The sequence below is a fragment of the uncultured Pseudophaeobacter sp. genome (assembly GCA_905479575.1).
Lineage (GTDB): Bacteria > Pseudomonadota > Alphaproteobacteria > Rhodobacterales > Rhodobacteraceae > Pseudophaeobacter.
This window is the reverse complement of the sequence record CAJQNB010000022.1, coordinates 16,167-33,042: the sequence shown is the minus strand read 5'-3', so window position 1 is coordinate 33,042 and position 16,876 is coordinate 16,167. Positions and strand designations below refer to the sequence as shown.

The window sequence follows — 16,876 nt, the reverse complement described above, 5'->3', positions numbered from 1 at the left end:
GCTTTCTGGGCGTCATGTCCCAGAAAAATAGTCTAACATCAGTTCTCCCAACAAACGGGCCAGGACCGCCTCGGCCCGTTTTTCTCCGACAATACTTGTGACAACCCTGCGATAAGCGCTCATGGCCACCTGCATGGCCTCATCCTGGGCAATCTCGTTTTGGGTCTTGCCCCGCAGGTAGTCAAAAATCAGCGCCATTTCGCGGGCAAAATCCTGGCGCAGGGCCTCTGTCAGGCGGTGAAGGTTTTGCTGCTCTGTCGCCGCTGGGTCGACAACATCGGCGTCAAATGCGCCCATAACCTGTTTGGTGCAGGCTAAAAACAGATCTTCCTTGCTTGGAAAGTAGTGATACAGCGCGCTTTTTGACAGGCCCAGATGCTGCGCCACCGCGCGCATACTGGTGCCGGCATAGCCATGATCCGAAAAATACCCCGCAGCGCGTTGCGCCAGGTGCTGACTGTGAGCCTGGTGGTCGACAATTTTTGGCATCTGTTTTCGTCCGATTGGTCCAAATACTGTTGACATGAAGCAAGGGCGAGGTCTAGAGCAGTTTTATAGACCGAGTGGACGAAAAAGGGTTTTTCCCTGAACCGGCAGCAAGAAAGGAAACGCCAATGGCGACCAGATACGGCGGTGTTGATCGCGCCCATGCCCGGTCATTTGGGCCAAAACTGACCTTTGCAGTTTTGCACCTTTGTCTAGTGGTGATTTGCCTGTGGCTGGCCTTTGGCGGTTTTGAGTGGGCTGATCCAACCCGGGCCAAAGTCCTGGCGCTATGCGCTGTGCTGTATTGGGGGCGGCACGGAGTGACGCTTTTTGTGATCCTGCAGCGCCGGGTTGAACTCTCCGAAGGGCTGGGACTGACCGTGTTTATTGGCCTCGTTGAAGTTGGGTTTTTGCTGCTGGGGGCAGGGGCTTTGTCCGGTATTGCTACACCTTTTGGTCTTTGGGATTGGCTGGGGGGGGCTTTGCTGGTGATCGGATCCTCCCTGAACACCGGCTCTGAACTGCAACGACGTGCCTGGAAAAAACTGCCCGGCTCACAGGGGCGCTGCTACACGGGGGGGCTGTTCTCTTATTCCATGCATATCAACTATTTCGGCGACAGCCTGATGTTCACGGGATGGGCCATTCTGGCAGCCTCTGTCTGGGCGTTCTCCATTCCCTTGCTGATGACCGCGCTGTTTGTCTTTTACCACATCCCGGCGCTGGATCGGTATCTTGCCGACCGATATGGCGCCCAGTTCCATGTCTATTCCCGCAAAACTGCCAAGTTCGTGCCGTTCCTCTATTGACGCCAAACTGTCCCAACTCTGGGTGCCAAACTTCGGCCACATAGGGCAAAATTGATCCTGTTGCCTGGGCATCGGGCGCCGTCGATTATCTTTTACAACCTCAATTGGCCTATTTTGGTCTCGCGACACTGAATGAAGGGCGGATCTCGGAAGCTTTTGTTTCCCCAGCGGCAGGAGCGGTCTGGTGCAAATGGGAGTGACAGCGATCCCGAGCCCGTTCGACCCCAAATAGGGGCCGTATTTCACTTGAAACCATGAGGCCAAACCACATGCTCCAGACTGATCCTTTTGCTGATATGAGCCGCAGCTTGACCAGCCCCGCCACCGTGCATTTTTCCATCGCGCCGGCCGATGGCGTTGATCTGCCAGTGCGCCCGCGTGTGCTGCGAGTTGTGAGCTCGGGCGATCTTGCTATGCGCGATTGCGAGGGCCAGGTGATCACCTATGCTGTCTATGCCGGTGAAACCCTGCAGTTTTCGGCCGTCGGCGTCGAGTCCACCGGGACCACGGCCACTGTTGTGGGTTGGCTCTGATGTTGGGGCTGGGGTTGGGGATCGGCGTGGCGCAAACCGCGCCACTGAGGCGCTACAGTATCGGCGGCAAGGCCCCGGCTGTGGTCGCGGACTATTCTTCTGGGATCTATGGTCTCAACGGTACGCCTGGGGTCTTCAACGGGCTGTTCAGCTTTTCCCGGCTATCCGCCGCCTGGAAACTTAACGCCCTGGGTCACTGGGTCAAGGCGCTGGCAGGCGAGCCGCGCACCGGGCATCACATCTGGAAAGATGGCAAGCTGGTGCCTGCTGGCCAGCTGGTGGAGAGTGCGACCCGAACGCAGGAATTCAGCTACAGCAAGCTTGACGATGCGAGCCTCGGCAGTACGTTCCAAACACTTGGTTCAGATGTGACCATTCAAGGCGGCTCAACTGACATCGTTACTGAAGTCGTGGCGACCGGGACAGAAAATGGCATCCCCTACATTGATTGGAGTATTAGCGGAACCAACAACGCAGGGACCACTCAGTTTTATAACATCACTGACAACCGACCGGTTGTGACTAGTCCAGGCGACACTTACACGATCAGCGCTTATCTTAAGCTTATTTCTGGTTCGCTCGGAGCTTCCACTGGCACGGTTCAACTTTACGGCCATTACCGAGACGCTGGGAACGCTCTTATCGGCCAGGCCAATAGAGATGTCACGTCTGACATTACTGGGGATTTACAGCGCCTGAGTGGTGGTGGGCAGGCAGCACCTGCGGGAACTACTAACATTGCTGCTAAGGGCTTGTTTGTCCGTGTGCCTGATGGAAACAGCATAAATATTGTTCTTCGTATTGGCCTGCCACAGGTCGAAAGCGGAGGTGTCTCAACATCTCCAATAGTTTCAACTGGATCACCGGTCTCTGTCGCCGCTGAAAGCTTACAGATCGACACGCCAGCTTTATCTTCTGCCTTTGATGGCGCCATGCCCGAGGAGCTGACCCTGCTCATTAATGGCACTGTGACCTATGCTGATGAGGACAGCTTCAACACTGTAAAGCTAATTGAATGGCGCGTTTCCAGCGATGATTATCTTGAAATCTCTTTGGACACTTCTGGTGCAGAAACTGGAGAGGTGAATTTCAAAAGTAATTTGGGTGGGGTTTTTACGGGTGCGCAGTCTGCCCCTGATGCTTATTCCCCTGGAACCGAGGTTCACTTTTCCATTGCTTTGATCGTGACCGCCACGGCTATCGAGGGCTTTTGCAACGGGGTGTCAACCGGACAGATAGCCCATGGTGGCATGGCTGACCTGTTGTCTGCGCCAACGAAGCTCTTCCCAGTGGGCAACGCCACACTCAAAGACATCCGCCTCTGGTCCGAGGCTCTCCCAGCTGCCGACCTGTTGCAGGCCATCTGAGGATGGCGTCCGGTTGCAAAGTTTCCTGAGCGCTGCAAATGATCAACGATCCAGCGCAGAGCTGACAGGCAGGCCGATGTTCCGCGCCCAAGGCTCCAGATCATAGGCTGGGGGAACGCTCGCAAGGCGATTTTTGGTCTGATTGGCTGGATTCCGCAGGAGACGGTAGGCCTGTCAATTCGCAAAAAAGGGAAAAGAATGCCTAATTTCGGCTGCGTTTTTGCCACTGTGGCCGCGCACTTTGGGGGCATAGAATTCAAACCGGCACTTAATTCAGGCACATGCGATCGGCACAGCACTCGAACTGGCGTCGGCGGCGTCCATTCGAAAGTAGTCAACAGTCATGCCCACAGTCGACATTATCCGGCTAGATGAAGACCCGCATGAAAGCGCCCATGGCGTGCGCACCGACACATCTTCTCGCGGGGTGGATCTGGATGGCGCCCAAATCACCGCAACCTTCGCGGATGGCACAACCGAAGTCCTGACCTGGAAGGCATTGGATCCCTACACCGCTGGTGGTGCGTCAGGGACCGATATCGATATGTACTTTGGCTATGACTGGCATGATCTGACGACAACCAAACTATTGACCTCGTTGCAGATTGACCTGGCTCCGGCAAGTTCGGTGTTTGATACAAAATTTGCCACGGACGAAGACCCTCTGGGGGGATCGACGCCCACATCCAAAAATGGCTATCCGTTCAAGCTCTCCCCGGAATACGAAGACCTGACGGGCACCATTTCCGCCACCTATACCGGTATTGTCAACATTACCGGAAGCGAGGCCGTAGGCGATCTTTATACCACCATGATCATCGACTTTTCTGGCCTCCCAGAGGGTGGATTGCTTGGCGATCTGGTGTGGAATTCCGATATCGACACATTGACCGGCCCTTTTGAAGACGGTCTGACTGCCACCAGTGACGTGTTTGAAATTTCCGGTGACGGCTCCGAGGTCCTAAATGTTCTGGACAATGACCTTCACAGCGACGGCAGCAGTCTGACGATCACCCATATCGAGGGGCAGGCGGTCTCAGCTGGGGACACCGTCACCCTGGGCAGCGGCGAGGTGGTGACCCTGAATGCTGACGGGACGCTTTCGATCAGCAATGACAGCACCGTCGATGAGACCAGCAGCTTTTCTTATACGGTGGCGGATGATGAGGGCCACACCGACACTGGATCAGTTCAGGTCAAAACTGTCGTCAGCACCGCGCCCTGTTTTGTGGCAGGCACGCTGATCAAAACCGAATTTGGCTTGGAGGCTGTTGAAGCGCTTGAGGTCGGAGACCGAATTGTGACCCGAGATCATGGGCTACAGCCGCTGCGCTGGATTGGGCGCAGTACCCGCTGTGCTTCAGGGCGAAATGCACCGGTGGTTTTTGCAGAAAACGCGCTTGGCCGTCACGACTGCATCGCGGTCTCGCCAAATCACCGGGTGTTGATCTCTTCAGATCTGGCAGAGCTGCTCTTTGGACAGTTCGAAGTCCTGGTCAAAGCCAAACATCTTGTAAACGACACAACGATCCGCGTGGTGGCGGATGGTCAGTTGGTGACCTATGTGCACCTGCTGTTTGATCAGCATGAAATCCTGTGCGGCAATGGCCTGGAAAGTGAAAGCTATCATCCAGGCGCTGAAACCCTGGGCTCCTTTGATGCCGAAACACAGGCTGAAGTACTCGCTCTTATGGCGGATTTTGGACACTACGGCCCGACGGCGCGAACGACGTTGAAATCACATGAAAGTCAGCTGCTACGCGCTTCTTAGGGGCCATCTTGGAGCGCGGGCGCGGATGCACAGGCGTAGCGATTTTCCATTTTTCTTTTTGTCAGAACCATCATCCTTACTTAAGTTGATGGTCTCCGACAAACTCGGGGCGTTTCACATAACCCACTTAAGTGGGGCACTTTTGCATGCCGTGGCGGAGGGTGTTATAGAACAGAGCGGCAATCTTGCGCGCTGTTTCTTTGACCGCTTTGGACTTGCCCGCCCTTGCTGCCAGTCGGCGGTAGAAAGCCCCAAGAGCGGTATCGCTACGCCCGATAGTGACCGGAGCCAAACGCAGCAGGGCCGCCGCACGGCTGGAAGATCGTCTCGTACGCGATGACAGCACCTTACCGCCAGATATCTTGTTCCCTGTTGCCAGGCAGAGCCACGACGTGCAGTGCTTAGCACTCGGCCAAGCGCGCAGATCAGTACCGCATTCGCCAACCAATTTTAGGGACAGAGACAGCCCCATCCCATGGAGCGCAGACTTGATCGTCTCGACATGGGCCTTGCATCGCACGTCACGGAAGGCCGCCAACACATTCAGATCCCGCTCGCCCGCAATAACCGCTCTGATGGTTTTCATCCCCGTCATACCCGTAATGTCAGACACAACATGATGCAGCTGGAGGTTCTACGTGTAGAGTGATTTGGTGCTGATACCAAACCGTTCGGCCACCTCCTTGACCGAAAATCCGCGCTCGATGATCTGCGCCACCGCGTCGATCTTGAACTCAACTGAGTAGCAAATTTGCCCTGACATTTGTATCCTCCTTTGCTTCCAAAATTACCAAGAAAAGCGTCAACAAATCTAGGGGCACAACAGGGCCGCGAGGTGCGTGGGCGGGTCCATACGGTTCTTCATGACGGCTGGTCAGGTCAGCGACTACACTGGAGCGATGGCATTATTGAGCAGTCTTCCGACCTAGGATTGGCTCCTGGGGGGCGGGGGTATGATGCGGATTGGTTCCGCGAAGGCCCCATAGACAAGAAGATAACGCCCTGCAACCCCGGTCGAAAGTCACGCTACAAGCCCGTCAAATACGGCAAGCGCCGCTACAGAAGGCGCAACCGGATCGAAATCATGTTTGGACGTTCAAAGGACTGGCGACGCGTCGCCACGCGCTATGACCGAAGCCCCATGGTCTTCCTGTCTGCCATCGCGCATGCCGCAACTGTGACCTTTTACTAATGATTCCAAAGCCTCAGCTTGAAAAACGGCGCAAACACGGTCAGAACTATTTCTATATTACACTAGTTGGGAAGTTCCAAATGAGGTTTTTGTTTTTCGTTCCAGATGTCGCCGTTGTACGCGGAGGAATATCCGTAATACTAGATACGATCAATGTCCTAAACGAAAACAACATTGAAGCAGTTGCGCTATATAGCCGACCCGATTTCGAGTATCAGAGCTATATAAAGACAGCTCCCCGGATATGGTCTCCGGTTGTACGTGAACCCGACTTTAGAACTAAAAAGAAAACTTTGCTCGACTACGCGTTGGGACGTAAAGTTAGGCCAGAAGGAAATGCCAAGCCATGCCCAAAATGGGATGCCAGACCGGGTGACGTACTGATCGTTCCTGAATACGTTTCAGCTTGGATGCCTGACCGTGTTCCCCAGTACGTTAGAAAAGTACTATTCAACCAAAACCCATTCGCTCTCCTTAATTCCTCAACCAAAGACGGTTTCGATAAACGAAATTTCCACACCTCTCTCTCCATTTCGGATGCATGTTCAGCTGCAAATAGAATGGTCATGGGGGATGAAGGACACTTCTTCCCTCTTTGTATTTCAAAGGAAATTTTTGGATATGTAGAGGATAAGTCCTTTCAGGTGGCTTACATGCCCAGAAAACGAGAAAACGATTCCTTGGCTCTGATAAAATGTTTGAGGGCTAGCCCAGAAATGAAGGATATCTCATTTGTTCCCATCGATGGGTTGTCCAATACAGATGCAGCCAAAAAAATAGGGGAATCCCTGTTTTTCTTGTCCTTTTCAGAGCGCGAAGGGTTTGGACTTCCTGCCGCTGAAGCAATGGCCACTGGCTCTATCGTTATCGGGTACTCGGGTGTAGGTGGAGACGAGTATTTCAACGAAGACAATGGCTACAAGGTGCCCGAAGACAACCTAATGCGCTTCTACGAAGGCGCAATTCGAATTATCGGGGGATACCAAGAAAATCGCAAGAGTTTTGACGCCATGAGGAGAAAGGCTTCCCAAAATATATTAGAAAAATATTCGGAAGAGGAATTCAAGAGAGGTGTGCTGCAATCCTTTTCGGCAATTTGCGACAACAGAGTCACCACATCGTGACGACGCCTGCTGCGCTCTAATCTACCAGCATCAGCACCAAATTATTTAAAATCTAAAAGCAACAGCAACTCATCCCTTTGCACATAAATCGCCATAGCGCATACGCATGTAGCGACAAGGCCGAAAACAAGATCATGGCTCCAATCCCAGACCCCATGCTTGCGTGCCAGCCGGACAACAAAAATATGTGAAAAGAGCTGCGACAGCCACACGCCAGCTAGCGCGCCAACAAGACCAAATGAGAAAAACCCAATTGAAAAGAGAGTTAGCTGAAGGATTGTTTTCATTAACTGTAGAAAGAACATTCCTTTAGAGTCGCCCGCAGCAAGTGCGGCGTAATCGTATGTCATACCTGTAAGGTAAGGGGTATTCATGCATGCGATTGCAACGAGAACACCTCCGGCAGCAGAGTATTGATCTGAATACAATATATCCACGACCCAGATGCCAGACCAGGCCAACACGCATTGGAGAGACAAAGTTACAAAAGTGAGGGCAAAACGGGTCTTTCTAAGCCGCGTGTAATTTTCATGAGAAAAAAGTGGATTCCACTCGCGATGAATAGGAATCAAGATGCGCGACATCAAACTTGCAGCCATGGCCTGTGGCACGGAAGCTAGAAAAAATCCAATATTATAAATTCCGAGCTGAGACAAATCGATGTACTTCCCAAGTATGGCTTTATCCGACTGCACCAGCAAAAAACCACATACCGTACTGAGAAAAATCCATCGACCAAAAGTAACAATCTCAGTGGCAGTGCTTGATTCCCATCTAATTCTGTTCTTGTGGCCCGGCAGGAAAGCCACCATGAAGAACAGCCTCACACCTGCACCAATAACCGTACCAATGACCAGTGCCCAAACAGATTGCAGTATTAATGCCAACGCCACATTGGCAACGAACGCAAGGAATTGCGCTGTTATATCTAAGGATGTCACCACGCCAATTTTCAGATGCCTGTTTGCAGTCTCAACTCGAGTTGGAGTGAAACCAGCGACAAGTAAGGATATTCCAGCGACAGGTAACATCAAAGAAAGATGTTCTGAATCGTAAAACCTTGCTCCCAATGGGGCAATTACAAAAGATGCTCCCCAAAGCAATAGGCCGCGCAAAATTTGAATTGTCCAAGCGGTATCCAGAAATACCGGGTCATCGCCGCGAGAACTCTGCTGAATAGAGGGAGACAATCCCACATCTGAGATCATCATGAGGCCGACCAGGAACACGGTCACCAGCGCCATAAGACCAAAATCTTCTGGGAACAGGATCCTCGTCAATACGAGATTGGATGCGAAGCGGATAACTTGACCACCGCCATACCCTATTATCGACCAAGCCGAGCTGCGCAAAAAACGTGCCGACAGAGTTTGAGACTTTATTATTTCTTTAAACGGCATTGAATTAGGTTTCGAGTTACTTCCATTACCCTGGGGGTCTTTTTGACGTGATTTGACGGTGCGACATCACAAGTTTGGCTACAATCGTGCTCTTGAGAGTACCCTTACCAGTGACTTCACTGCGCGGATCTGAGCTGACAAGGCTGGAGGCCAAAATTAATAGATTCTCCTGCATAAATGCGCCGAGCATACGGCCTTGTTGCACAAATCAGTACCTGAGACATCTCCCATTTCTCTGAAGGGACTTGTTCTGCGGCCTCAGTACTAGGCAATAGCCAAGGTACCGCACGACTGTCCTGCTTGCTGCTTCCCCCACCGCTTCCCACGATCTGCCGGTACATGCACGATCAGGGGCACGTTTTCACCCTGCGCCAGATACAACTGCACTCTCACTTCCAACTGTTCTCGAAATGCGGTCGGGCAGACTTGTACCTGTGCGAACCGTGATCGACCCTACTTGGTTTTCAAATTCATTCAAGGCAGTTCTGTTTGCAACGATGAGAAGGCACCACTGGTTCGAGCCCACTGGCGAACGGGGGGGAGGGGGGGACGTTCAGAGCCTGTTGCGTTTGGCGGGTCTGGATTGGTCTGCGCTGGATTTCAGCACATTGAGCCCACGTCAAAAGACACTGAACGTGAACCGGCCTTATTGTGGTAGCAAGGGCCCACTGAACCTCCCTGTTGACAGCACGGGGATCAAGGCCGAAGGCGAAGGCGAGTGGAATGCTCGCAAGCATCGTGGTCCAAAACGTCTGCTCTGGCGCAAGATAGATATCGGAATTGACGAAGAAACGCTGGAAGTGCGAGCCGTGGAGGTCACGACCAGCAGTATCGGCGACGCTCCAATGCTGCCTGATCTTCTCAACCAAATCCAACCCGATCCGGACGTGGGGTCAGTGACCGCAGACGGGGCATATGACACCCGCAAATGCCATGACGCGATTGCCGCTCGTGGTGCCCATGCTGTCCTACCGCCACGCAAGAACGCCAAGCCGTGGAAACGCATCCCGGCCGGAGCCATCGCTCGGAACGATGCAGTGGATGACTCGCGCTACTTCGGTCGAACCATTTGGAAGCGATGCAGCGGATATCACCGCAGGAGCCGCGTCGAGACCAAGATGGACAGTGTGAAGCAATTGGGCCAATCCTTGATGGTCCGAGACTTCGACCGACAGGTCGCTGAGATCCAAATCCGGATCGCCGTCTTGAACCGCTACACCGCTCTTGGCAAACCTGTCACAGAGCCCGAAGGATAACTCCGTCCGGGGAAAGGGGGAGGCTGTCCTTCAGACGATTTGCGCAGCAAAGCCTAGGGAGACCGGTTATGTGATTGAAACTATATCAATAAAAGTGAAAAGGCCCGACGAAAAACACGTCGAGCCTTATGAATTCTGGCGCACCTGAGAGGATTCGAACCTCTGGCCTCTGCCTTCGGAGGGCAGCGCTCTATCCAGCTGAGCTACAGGTGCTAACAATAGCGGCGGTATAACCGCCAAGAGATTGAGCTGCAATGGCAAAACGGCCTGCGTAGAAAAAAACCATCCCAAAGCCAAAGGCTGCCTAAAGCCGACGCAGCCATCGATCGCAACCAACGACGAAAAGCGCCGTGTTAGCCGTTCCAGCTGCGCACGACACCACAGTCCATATGGACAAAGTTCGAGCCGCGGTATTTGCCAACGCCACCAGCTTGACAGGCCTTGGCGGCATTTGCCATTTGGGTGACAGAGCGCGAAGCCAGACGCAGATCGGCGGCCTGTCCACGCATATGCAGCGAGTTCTTAGCCACCCCGCGTGAGCGCCGACGGAGCATCGCGTTGGTCTGCGGGCTACGATACCCGGACAACATCAAATAGGGTTCGGAGATATCGAGCAGGTTATGTGAAGCTGCCATGATGTCGATGGTACGCAGATCCATGGATTTAACCTGATCGGTCCGCCAGTCGCGCATGAAGTAGTTGATCTCTTTCACGGCGTCTTTGATGTAGTCGCCATCAATCCAGTAGATCATATCCAGCCGTTCACCAGTACGCCCGGAAAACATCCGAATGCGGCGGATATCACCGCCACCACGTAGAAAACCTGCTGCCTTAGAAAACGTTGGTGCTGCCGCCACGGTTGTTGCTGCAAATGCCCCAAGAAGTGCCCGCCGGGTCATGCCCGTCTTAGTAAGTTCTGCCATATCTTAACTACGCCATCCCGAACGTGATTAATCCTGCCTATGCCCGATGTTACGAGCCGACTGCGTTTTTTTCCTGTGGTCGGTATGCCACAGTGAGAATCATTTACCAAGGTCCGTTTTGCCCGCCGCCTCTTTGATGAGGATTTTCGGCAAAAAATTGCGCAAAAGGGGACGTGTGGTAAATATTTCCCCTAAGAGTAACGTCGATTACCCCTATTTATGCGACAGCATCGCACCACAATCACACTGACATAGCGTGGTTTCGGAAACGTGAATGGACATTCTGGACTGTCTTTCACCAATAATTCATAGAGCTGCTACCATTGTTACTGTTCATCGCTGTTGAGGACTTAAAAATATGACCAAAATCAATTCCCCGAGGCGCGCTGCACGTCTTAAATATGGGCTTTTTGCCCTGGCCTTGGGCAGCATCAGCAGTTTTGGTTTTGGCACCATGGCAACCGCGCAGTCCACGGCTTTTCGTCAAGCTGTCGCCTCTACTGCGTCTGTTAACGATGATGTTGCGCAGTTTTATCGGGAAAATACCTATTCGGCCCTCTGGACCGGCGGTGACGCGGCATCAAACCAGCGGCGCGCGGCGCTGTTGCGGGCGCTGGAGGAGGCCTCTGCCCATGGGCTCCCTGACCAATCTGGCACTGCCGCATCCCTGGTAGAGCAGATGCGGAATGCCCGTACGGCCCGTGATTTTGGCCAGGTTGAGGCCGCACTCAGCACTGCATTTGTTAACTATGCAGCCATGGTCCAGACAGGTTTGCTGAAACCTTCTGCCATCGACAGCGACATGGTCCGCGAGCGGCGCGATCACGACGGCGCGGCGGCGCTGGCGGGGATGCGGGACAATCAACCCTTTGCCTATATGCGTACCCTGGTTCCGGCTTCGCCACAGTATCGCGCCTTGATGCGGGAAAAGCTGCGTCTGGAGCAAGTGCAGGCGGCGGGTGGCTGGGGGCCAACCGTTTCAGGCAGCAAACTGGAACCCGGCGATACCGGGCGCAACGTTGTTGCTCTGCGCAATCGGCTTATCGCTTTGGGCTACATGGAGCGCAGCGCCACGGCCAATTACGACCATAACATTGAACGCGCTGTTGAGAGCTTTCAGTCCGACCATGGGCTGGAGGTAGACGGTGTTGCCGGCGGCGGCACCCTAAAGGAAATCAACCGTCCGGTGCGCGACCGCCTGAAATCGGTGATCATCGCCATGGAGCGGGAACGCTGGCTGACACCGGACCGGGGGGCGCGCCACGTTCTGGTGAACCAGACCGACTTTACCGCCAAGATTATCGACAATGGCGATATCACCTTTGAAACCCGTTCCGTCATCGGCAAAAACCAATCTGGTCGCCGCTCGCCCGAGTTCTCCGATGTGATGGAGCATATGGTGATCAATCCCAGCTGGTATGTGCCGCGGTCGATTATCACCCAGGAATATCTGCCAAAACTGCGCAACAATCCCAATGCGGTTGGACATATTCAGATCACCGACAACCGTGGCCGGGTGGTCAACCGCGCCAATACGGATTTTTCTCAGTTTACTGCGCGCAACTTTCCCTATGCGATGCGCCAGCCGCCCAGCCGGAGCAACGCGCTTGGCCTGGTCAAGTTCATGTTTCCGAACAAATACAACATCTACCTACATGACACGCCACAAAAGAGCCTGTTCAAACGCGAAGTCCGCGCCTTTTCGCATGGCTGTATTCGTTTGGCGCAACCTTTTGAATTTGCCTATGCGCTGCTGGCCAAACAAACCGAAGACCCAATCGACTTTTTCCACCGCATTTTGAAATCCGGTAAGGAAACCAAGGTGGAGCTGGATCAGCAGGTGCCTGTTCACATTATCTACCGAACCGCATATGTGTCCAACAAAGGCCGGGCCGAGTTCCGCCGGGATGTTTATGGGCGTGATGCCAAGGTCTGGTCTGCACTGGAGCGGGCTGGGGTGTCACTGTCAGACGTTCAGGGGTAAATCTGGGGCCCGATCAGGAGCTTGAGCCGGAAAGGGCCCCTAGATATGTACACAGTTCGCGAGATCGCAGAGGCCATTGGTGTAGAGGCACAGGGTGACCTGGATCTGGTTATTGCCCGCGCGGCAGAGCCCCAGGATGCCGGCCCTCAAGATCTTGCCATGGCCACCTCTGCCAAATATGCCGAAGGCTTGGCGCGCGGCGCAGCTCAGGTGGCTTTGCTGTGGGATGGGGCCGACTGGCAGACCCTGGGGCTGAAGGCGGCGCTGTTCGCCACCCGTCCACGCATGGCTTTGGGTGGGGTTTCAGTGTTGATGGATAAGGGGCAGGGATTTGCCCCCGGCATTCATCCCACGGCGGTGATCGACCCCAGCGCCACCCTGGGCGCAGATGTTTCCGTTGGCCCGCTGAGCATTATCGCTGCGGGCGCCAAAATCGGCGCTGGCTCAATCATCGGGCCGCATTGCTATATTGGTGCCGAGGTCGAAATCGGCGCTCAGGCACAGCTGCGCGAGATGGTCTCGATTGGGGCGCGCGCCCGCATTGGGGATCGCTTTCGCGCCCAACCCGGTGCCCGTATTGGCAGTGACGGATTTTCCTATGTCACCCCAGAGGTTTCGGGGGTGGAAAACGTCCGCAAAACCGTTGGCGATCAGGGCGGTGCGCAATCCCAAAGCTGGCTGCGCATACACTCCCTAGGGGCGGTGACGATCGGCGACGATGTGGAGCTTGGCGCCAATTGCACCATCGACAATGGCACCATTCGCGACACTCAGATTGGCTCTGGCAGCAAGTTGGATAACCAGGTGCATGTGGGGCACAACACCCGGATTGGCCGGGATTGCCTGATCTGTGGCCAATGTGGCCTGTCCGGCTCGGTTGAGGTGGGCAATAATGTTGTCATGGGCGGGCAATGTGGCGCTGCGGACAATATCTTTATTGGCGATGGGGTGATTGCCGGCGGTGCTACCAAAATCATCTCCAATGTGCCTGCGGGGCGGGTCGTCATGGGCTACCCGGCGGTCAAAATGGAAACCCATACTGAAATCTACAAGGCACAGCGGCGTTTGCCACGGCTGATGCGGGATATCGAAAACCTGAAAAAGGCTGTTTTCAAATAGGATTGAAGCAGCTACATCTGCCTCGACATCACAGATCAGGGGGCCGGAATGAGCACTCAGGACAAGGTCATCGCAATTGTCGCCGAACAGGCGCTGCTTGAACCATCGGATGTAACCCTTACCAGCACGTTGGAGGATCTTGGGATCGACAGCATGGGGCTGGTGGAGTGCATTTTTGCCATTGAAGAGGAATTTGATATCTCAATCCCCTTCAACTCCAATACACCTGAAGACAGCGATTTTGATATCTCAAATGTCGCGGCCATCATCGCTGGGATTGACAAGTTAGTGTCACAACCCTCGTGATATCAGCGCTTGAATCCTAGGGGAATACGACATGAAGCGCGTTGTCATTACCGGAGCCGGGACCATCAATGCCTTGGGGCATTCGGTTGCCTCCACCTTTGAAGCCATGCGCGAGGGCCGTTGCGGTATTGGCAAGCTTGAATTTCGCGACGTGGAGCGGCTCTCGATTCGGATCGGCGGCCAGGTGCGCGGGTTTGAGGCCGAGGGGCGGTTCAACCGGCAACAAATGAGCCTCTATGACCGGTTCACCCAGTTTACGCTGATCGCTGCCAAGGAAGCCATTTTGCAATCCGGGCTCGAATTCCATGGTGAACTGTCTGCCAAATCCGGCGTGGTTCTCGGCACCGCTGGCGGCGGGGTCTCCACCTGGGATGACAATTACCGTTCGGTCTATGAGGATGGCAAGAACCGGGTGCATCCCTTTGTGGTGCCCAAGCTGATGAATAACGCAGCGGCCAGCCATGTCTCGATGGAATTCAATCTCAAAGGCCCCAGCTTTACCGTCTCGACCGCCTGTGCCTCCTCCAACCACGCCATGGCCCAGGCCTTTCAGATGGTGCGCAGCGGCATGAGCCCGGCGATGATCACCGGTGGGTCGGAATCCATGCTGTGCTTTGGCGGTGTCAAAGCCTGGGAAGGGCTGCGGGTGATGTCGAAAAAGGCCTGCCGTCCCTTTAGTGCCAATCGCAATGGCATGGTTCAGGGCGAAGGTGCCGGGATTTTTGTGTTTGAAGAATATGAACACGCACAGGCACGCGGGGCAGAAATCCTGTGCGAGGTTCTGGGCTTTGCCATGTCTTCGGATGCTTCAGATATCGTCATGCCCAGCAAACAGGGGGCGGCGCGGGCCATCGCTGGCGCGCTTCAGGATGCCGGCGTGGACCGCGAGCGCGTTGGCTATATCAACGCCCATGGCACCGGAACCGTGGCCAATGACAAACCGAATGCGCTGCGGTGGCGGATGTCTTTGGACCCCATGCGGATCGGCTGATGATGTCTTCAACCAAATCCATGCATGGGCATCTGATCGGCGGCACCGGCGCTGTTGAGCTGTTGGCCTGTATCATGGCGCTGAAGGACGGGGTGATTGCACCGACAATTGGTTATGAAGAACCAGACCCGGAATGTGCTCTGGATGTGGTGCCAAACCAGGCCCGCGAAGCGCGGATTGATGTGGCGCTCTCCAATGCCTTTGCCTTTGGCGGCCTGAATGCTGTCCTGGCCTTGGGGCGTGTTTAACACGCCAGATCCAAAAGGCGCAGATCTGTCGTGAAAAAAACCACCGCAGGCGAATGACCTGCGGTGGTTTTTATTTGTTCAGAGGTTGGAATAGGCGCGGGGCAAAAACCGCCATACGCGCCTAAGAGCGCAGCTTACTGCTGCACCACGTCCACAACATTGTAGCCCGCGGTAAAGCCTTTGAGCGACATTTTCATCTCAACCAGCTGATCTGGTGCAGGAGCGGGGCGCAGTGACAGGGTGGCTTCGCCGCCTGCTTTGAAGGTGTCGATATCCGATTGGGTCAACCCAATTTGGGCGACGCAGCCAAGCGGGTTACAGAAAGAGTAGTTATAGCGCTTGCCAGGGGCGCCATCGACCGAAATGGTCAGCCCGGCGGGCAGCATGGTTTCCAGCGGAACAATGATTGTGGCACCGGCAACGGCCTGGCCACCGGGTTGATCAATCCGGAACAGCGAGACTTCGGCCATGGGATTGCCGTTTGGATCCGTCAGAATTTGCAGCAAAGAACAGGGATCTGTTTCAGCTTCGGTCTTGATGCAGGCCAGATCCCAATCGCCATGGGTTTCTTTGGCGTAGCGATCTCCAAGCTTTGGGGTGCCATCATCAACAGGCTGACCAAGATCCAGCACCTGGTCTGCAGTTGCTTCGTTGGCCTGCGCAACCGGTTCGGATGTGTCTGTGGTGGTTGTTTCACTGTCCTGGGCGGACACGGCGCTCGTTACCGCCAGCAGGGCGGCCAGGGTCATTGGCGTAAGGGACTTGATCATGAATGCCTCATTATTCTCAGGTCGTTTGCAGAGCCTTTACCATGTTGCAACTGGGGTGTCAGGTCTCAATCCCGCCACGGGTAAGAAATCGGCAAGGATTTGTAAAACAGTTTAATAACAAGTGAAGCGTTTGCTACAAAAGCAAAAAAGGAAGCTCTCCGGCTTCCCTTTTTGTTTAGTTCTCCCCGTCGGACTGGCCGACTTAGTTATTGAGTAGGACGTTACGAAAGGCCTGTGCTCGGGTCAACATGGAATAGCAAAAAAATGTGACACCTGGCTGCTTTACCCGGTATTTCTGCCCAAAGCCGCCAAACCTGGAGGTTTTCCCCGCTCTGGCCGCTCAAATAGAGGGCAAAACCGGTGAGAAATTGATCAGCAACAACAAGCCAGCCCCTCAGCCTTCAAAGGCGACAACAAAAAAAGGCCGTGCCCAGGGCACGGCCAGTCTGACAGGGAGGAAATGCCCGTCGCGGTCTCGATTAGAGAGGACGAGCATGACATTCATCGCATATAAAAGTTAATAATCGGTTTTCAAGGGGCCTTGCTTGAAGTCCACATGCCCGGGGTGATTCCCGGCTGTACCTTCATGGGGCCGGT

12 protein-coding genes, 1 tRNA gene and 4 pseudogenes are annotated in these 16,876 nt (G+C 54.4%); 11 read left to right on the top strand and 6 right to left on the bottom strand.

All coding sequences use genetic code 11. The features are described from left to right. Window positions 1-12 precede the first annotated feature (12 nt). Window positions 13-489, bottom strand: a complete 477-nt coding sequence (locus QZ268_RS08420) for a TetR/AcrR family transcriptional regulator (protein WP_295450909.1) — start codon at window positions 487-489, stop codon at window positions 13-15. Between the two features lie 125 nt (window positions 490-614). Here QZ268_RS08420 and QZ268_RS08415 point away from each other — a divergent pair, with 125 nt between their 5' ends. The 4 genes from QZ268_RS08415 to QZ268_RS08400 all read left to right on the top strand — a co-directional run bounded on the left by QZ268_RS08415 (window position 615) and on the right by QZ268_RS08400 (window position 4,966). Further along, complete coding sequence (locus QZ268_RS08415) at window positions 615-1,295, top strand: DUF1295 domain-containing protein (RefSeq protein ID WP_295450905.1); 681 nt, start codon at window positions 615-617, stop codon at window positions 1,293-1,295. Window positions 1,296-1,564: 269 nt separating this feature from the next. Beyond that, complete coding sequence (locus QZ268_RS08410; protein ID WP_295450902.1) at window positions 1,565-1,828, top strand: hypothetical protein; 264 nt, start codon at window positions 1,565-1,567, stop codon at window positions 1,826-1,828. A gap of 26 nt (window positions 1,829-1,854) precedes the next feature. Beyond that, window positions 1,855-3,195, top strand: a complete 1,341-nt coding sequence (locus QZ268_RS08405) for a hypothetical protein (RefSeq protein WP_295450898.1) — start codon at window positions 1,855-1,857, stop codon at window positions 3,193-3,195. Between the two features lie 343 nt (window positions 3,196-3,538). After that, complete coding sequence (locus QZ268_RS08400; protein WP_295450896.1) at window positions 3,539-4,966, top strand: Hint domain-containing protein; 1,428 nt, start codon at window positions 3,539-3,541, stop codon at window positions 4,964-4,966. A gap of 145 nt (window positions 4,967-5,111) precedes the next feature. Here the strand turns inward: QZ268_RS08400 and QZ268_RS08395 are convergent. Then, window positions 5,112-5,729: pseudogene (locus QZ268_RS08395) on the bottom strand (transposase); the annotation flags it as partial. Between the two features lie 88 nt (window positions 5,730-5,817). Here QZ268_RS08395 and QZ268_RS08390 point away from each other — a divergent pair. Both QZ268_RS08390 and QZ268_RS08385 read left to right on the top strand, forming a co-directional pair. Further along, window positions 5,818-6,158, top strand: a pseudogene (locus QZ268_RS08390) (transposase); the annotation flags it as partial. Window positions 6,159-6,238: 80 nt separating this feature from the next. Continuing rightward, window positions 6,239-7,282: a glycosyltransferase gene (locus tag QZ268_RS08385; RefSeq protein WP_295450892.1), complete on the top strand. Its 1,044-nt coding sequence runs from the start codon at window positions 6,239-6,241 to the stop codon at window positions 7,280-7,282. A 41-nt stretch (window positions 7,283-7,323) separates the two neighbouring features. Here the strand turns inward: QZ268_RS08385 and QZ268_RS08380 are convergent, their stop codons facing one another. Beyond that, window positions 7,324-8,682, bottom strand: coding sequence for an oligosaccharide flippase family protein (locus QZ268_RS08380; RefSeq protein ID WP_295450888.1), 1,359 nt, complete (start codon window positions 8,680-8,682; stop codon window positions 7,324-7,326). A 545-nt stretch (window positions 8,683-9,227) separates the two neighbouring features. On the opposite strand from QZ268_RS08380, the pseudogene QZ268_RS08375 reads away from it, so the two are divergent. Continuing rightward, a pseudogene (locus tag QZ268_RS08375) lies at window positions 9,228-9,938 on the top strand (IS5 family transposase); the annotation flags it as partial. 136 nt (window positions 9,939-10,074) lie between these two features. Here QZ268_RS08375 and QZ268_RS08370 read toward each other — a convergent pair. Together QZ268_RS08370 and QZ268_RS08365 are read right to left on the bottom strand one after the other, a co-directional pair. Next, window positions 10,075-10,151, bottom strand: a tRNA-Arg gene (locus QZ268_RS08370). A 140-nt stretch (window positions 10,152-10,291) separates the two neighbouring features. Continuing rightward, window positions 10,292-10,861 (bottom strand): DUF882 domain-containing protein, encoded by a 570-nt coding sequence (locus tag QZ268_RS08365; protein WP_295450885.1) that lies wholly within the window; start codon window positions 10,859-10,861, stop codon window positions 10,292-10,294. Between the two features lie 358 nt (window positions 10,862-11,219). Here QZ268_RS08365 and QZ268_RS08360 point away from each other — a divergent pair, with 358 nt between their 5' ends. From QZ268_RS08360 to QZ268_RS08345, 4 genes and pseudogenes are all read left to right on the top strand, one after another. Beyond that, the gene (locus QZ268_RS08360) at window positions 11,220-12,845 is read left to right on the top strand and encodes a L,D-transpeptidase family protein (RefSeq protein WP_295450882.1); all 1,626 of its coding nucleotides are present in this window, start codon (window positions 11,220-11,222) and stop codon (window positions 12,843-12,845) included. Between the two features lie 45 nt (window positions 12,846-12,890). Further along, a complete protein-coding gene (gene lpxD / locus QZ268_RS08355; RefSeq protein ID WP_295450879.1) occupies window positions 12,891-13,964 on the top strand; it encodes a UDP-3-O-(3-hydroxymyristoyl)glucosamine N-acyltransferase in 1,074 nt (357 codons plus the stop codon). Window positions 13,965-14,012: 48 nt separating this feature from the next. After that, complete coding sequence (locus tag QZ268_RS08350) at window positions 14,013-14,270, top strand: acyl carrier protein (protein ID WP_295450876.1); 258 nt, start codon at window positions 14,013-14,015, stop codon at window positions 14,268-14,270. A gap of 31 nt (window positions 14,271-14,301) precedes the next feature. Beyond that, window positions 14,302-15,509: pseudogene (locus QZ268_RS08345) on the top strand (beta-ketoacyl-[acyl-carrier-protein] synthase family protein). Window positions 15,510-15,643: 134 nt separating this feature from the next. Here QZ268_RS08345 and QZ268_RS08340 read toward each other — a convergent pair. Then, a complete protein-coding gene (locus tag QZ268_RS08340) occupies window positions 15,644-16,279 on the bottom strand; it encodes an invasion associated locus B family protein (RefSeq protein ID WP_295450873.1) in 636 nt (211 codons plus the stop codon). Window positions 16,280-16,876 lie beyond the last annotated feature (597 nt).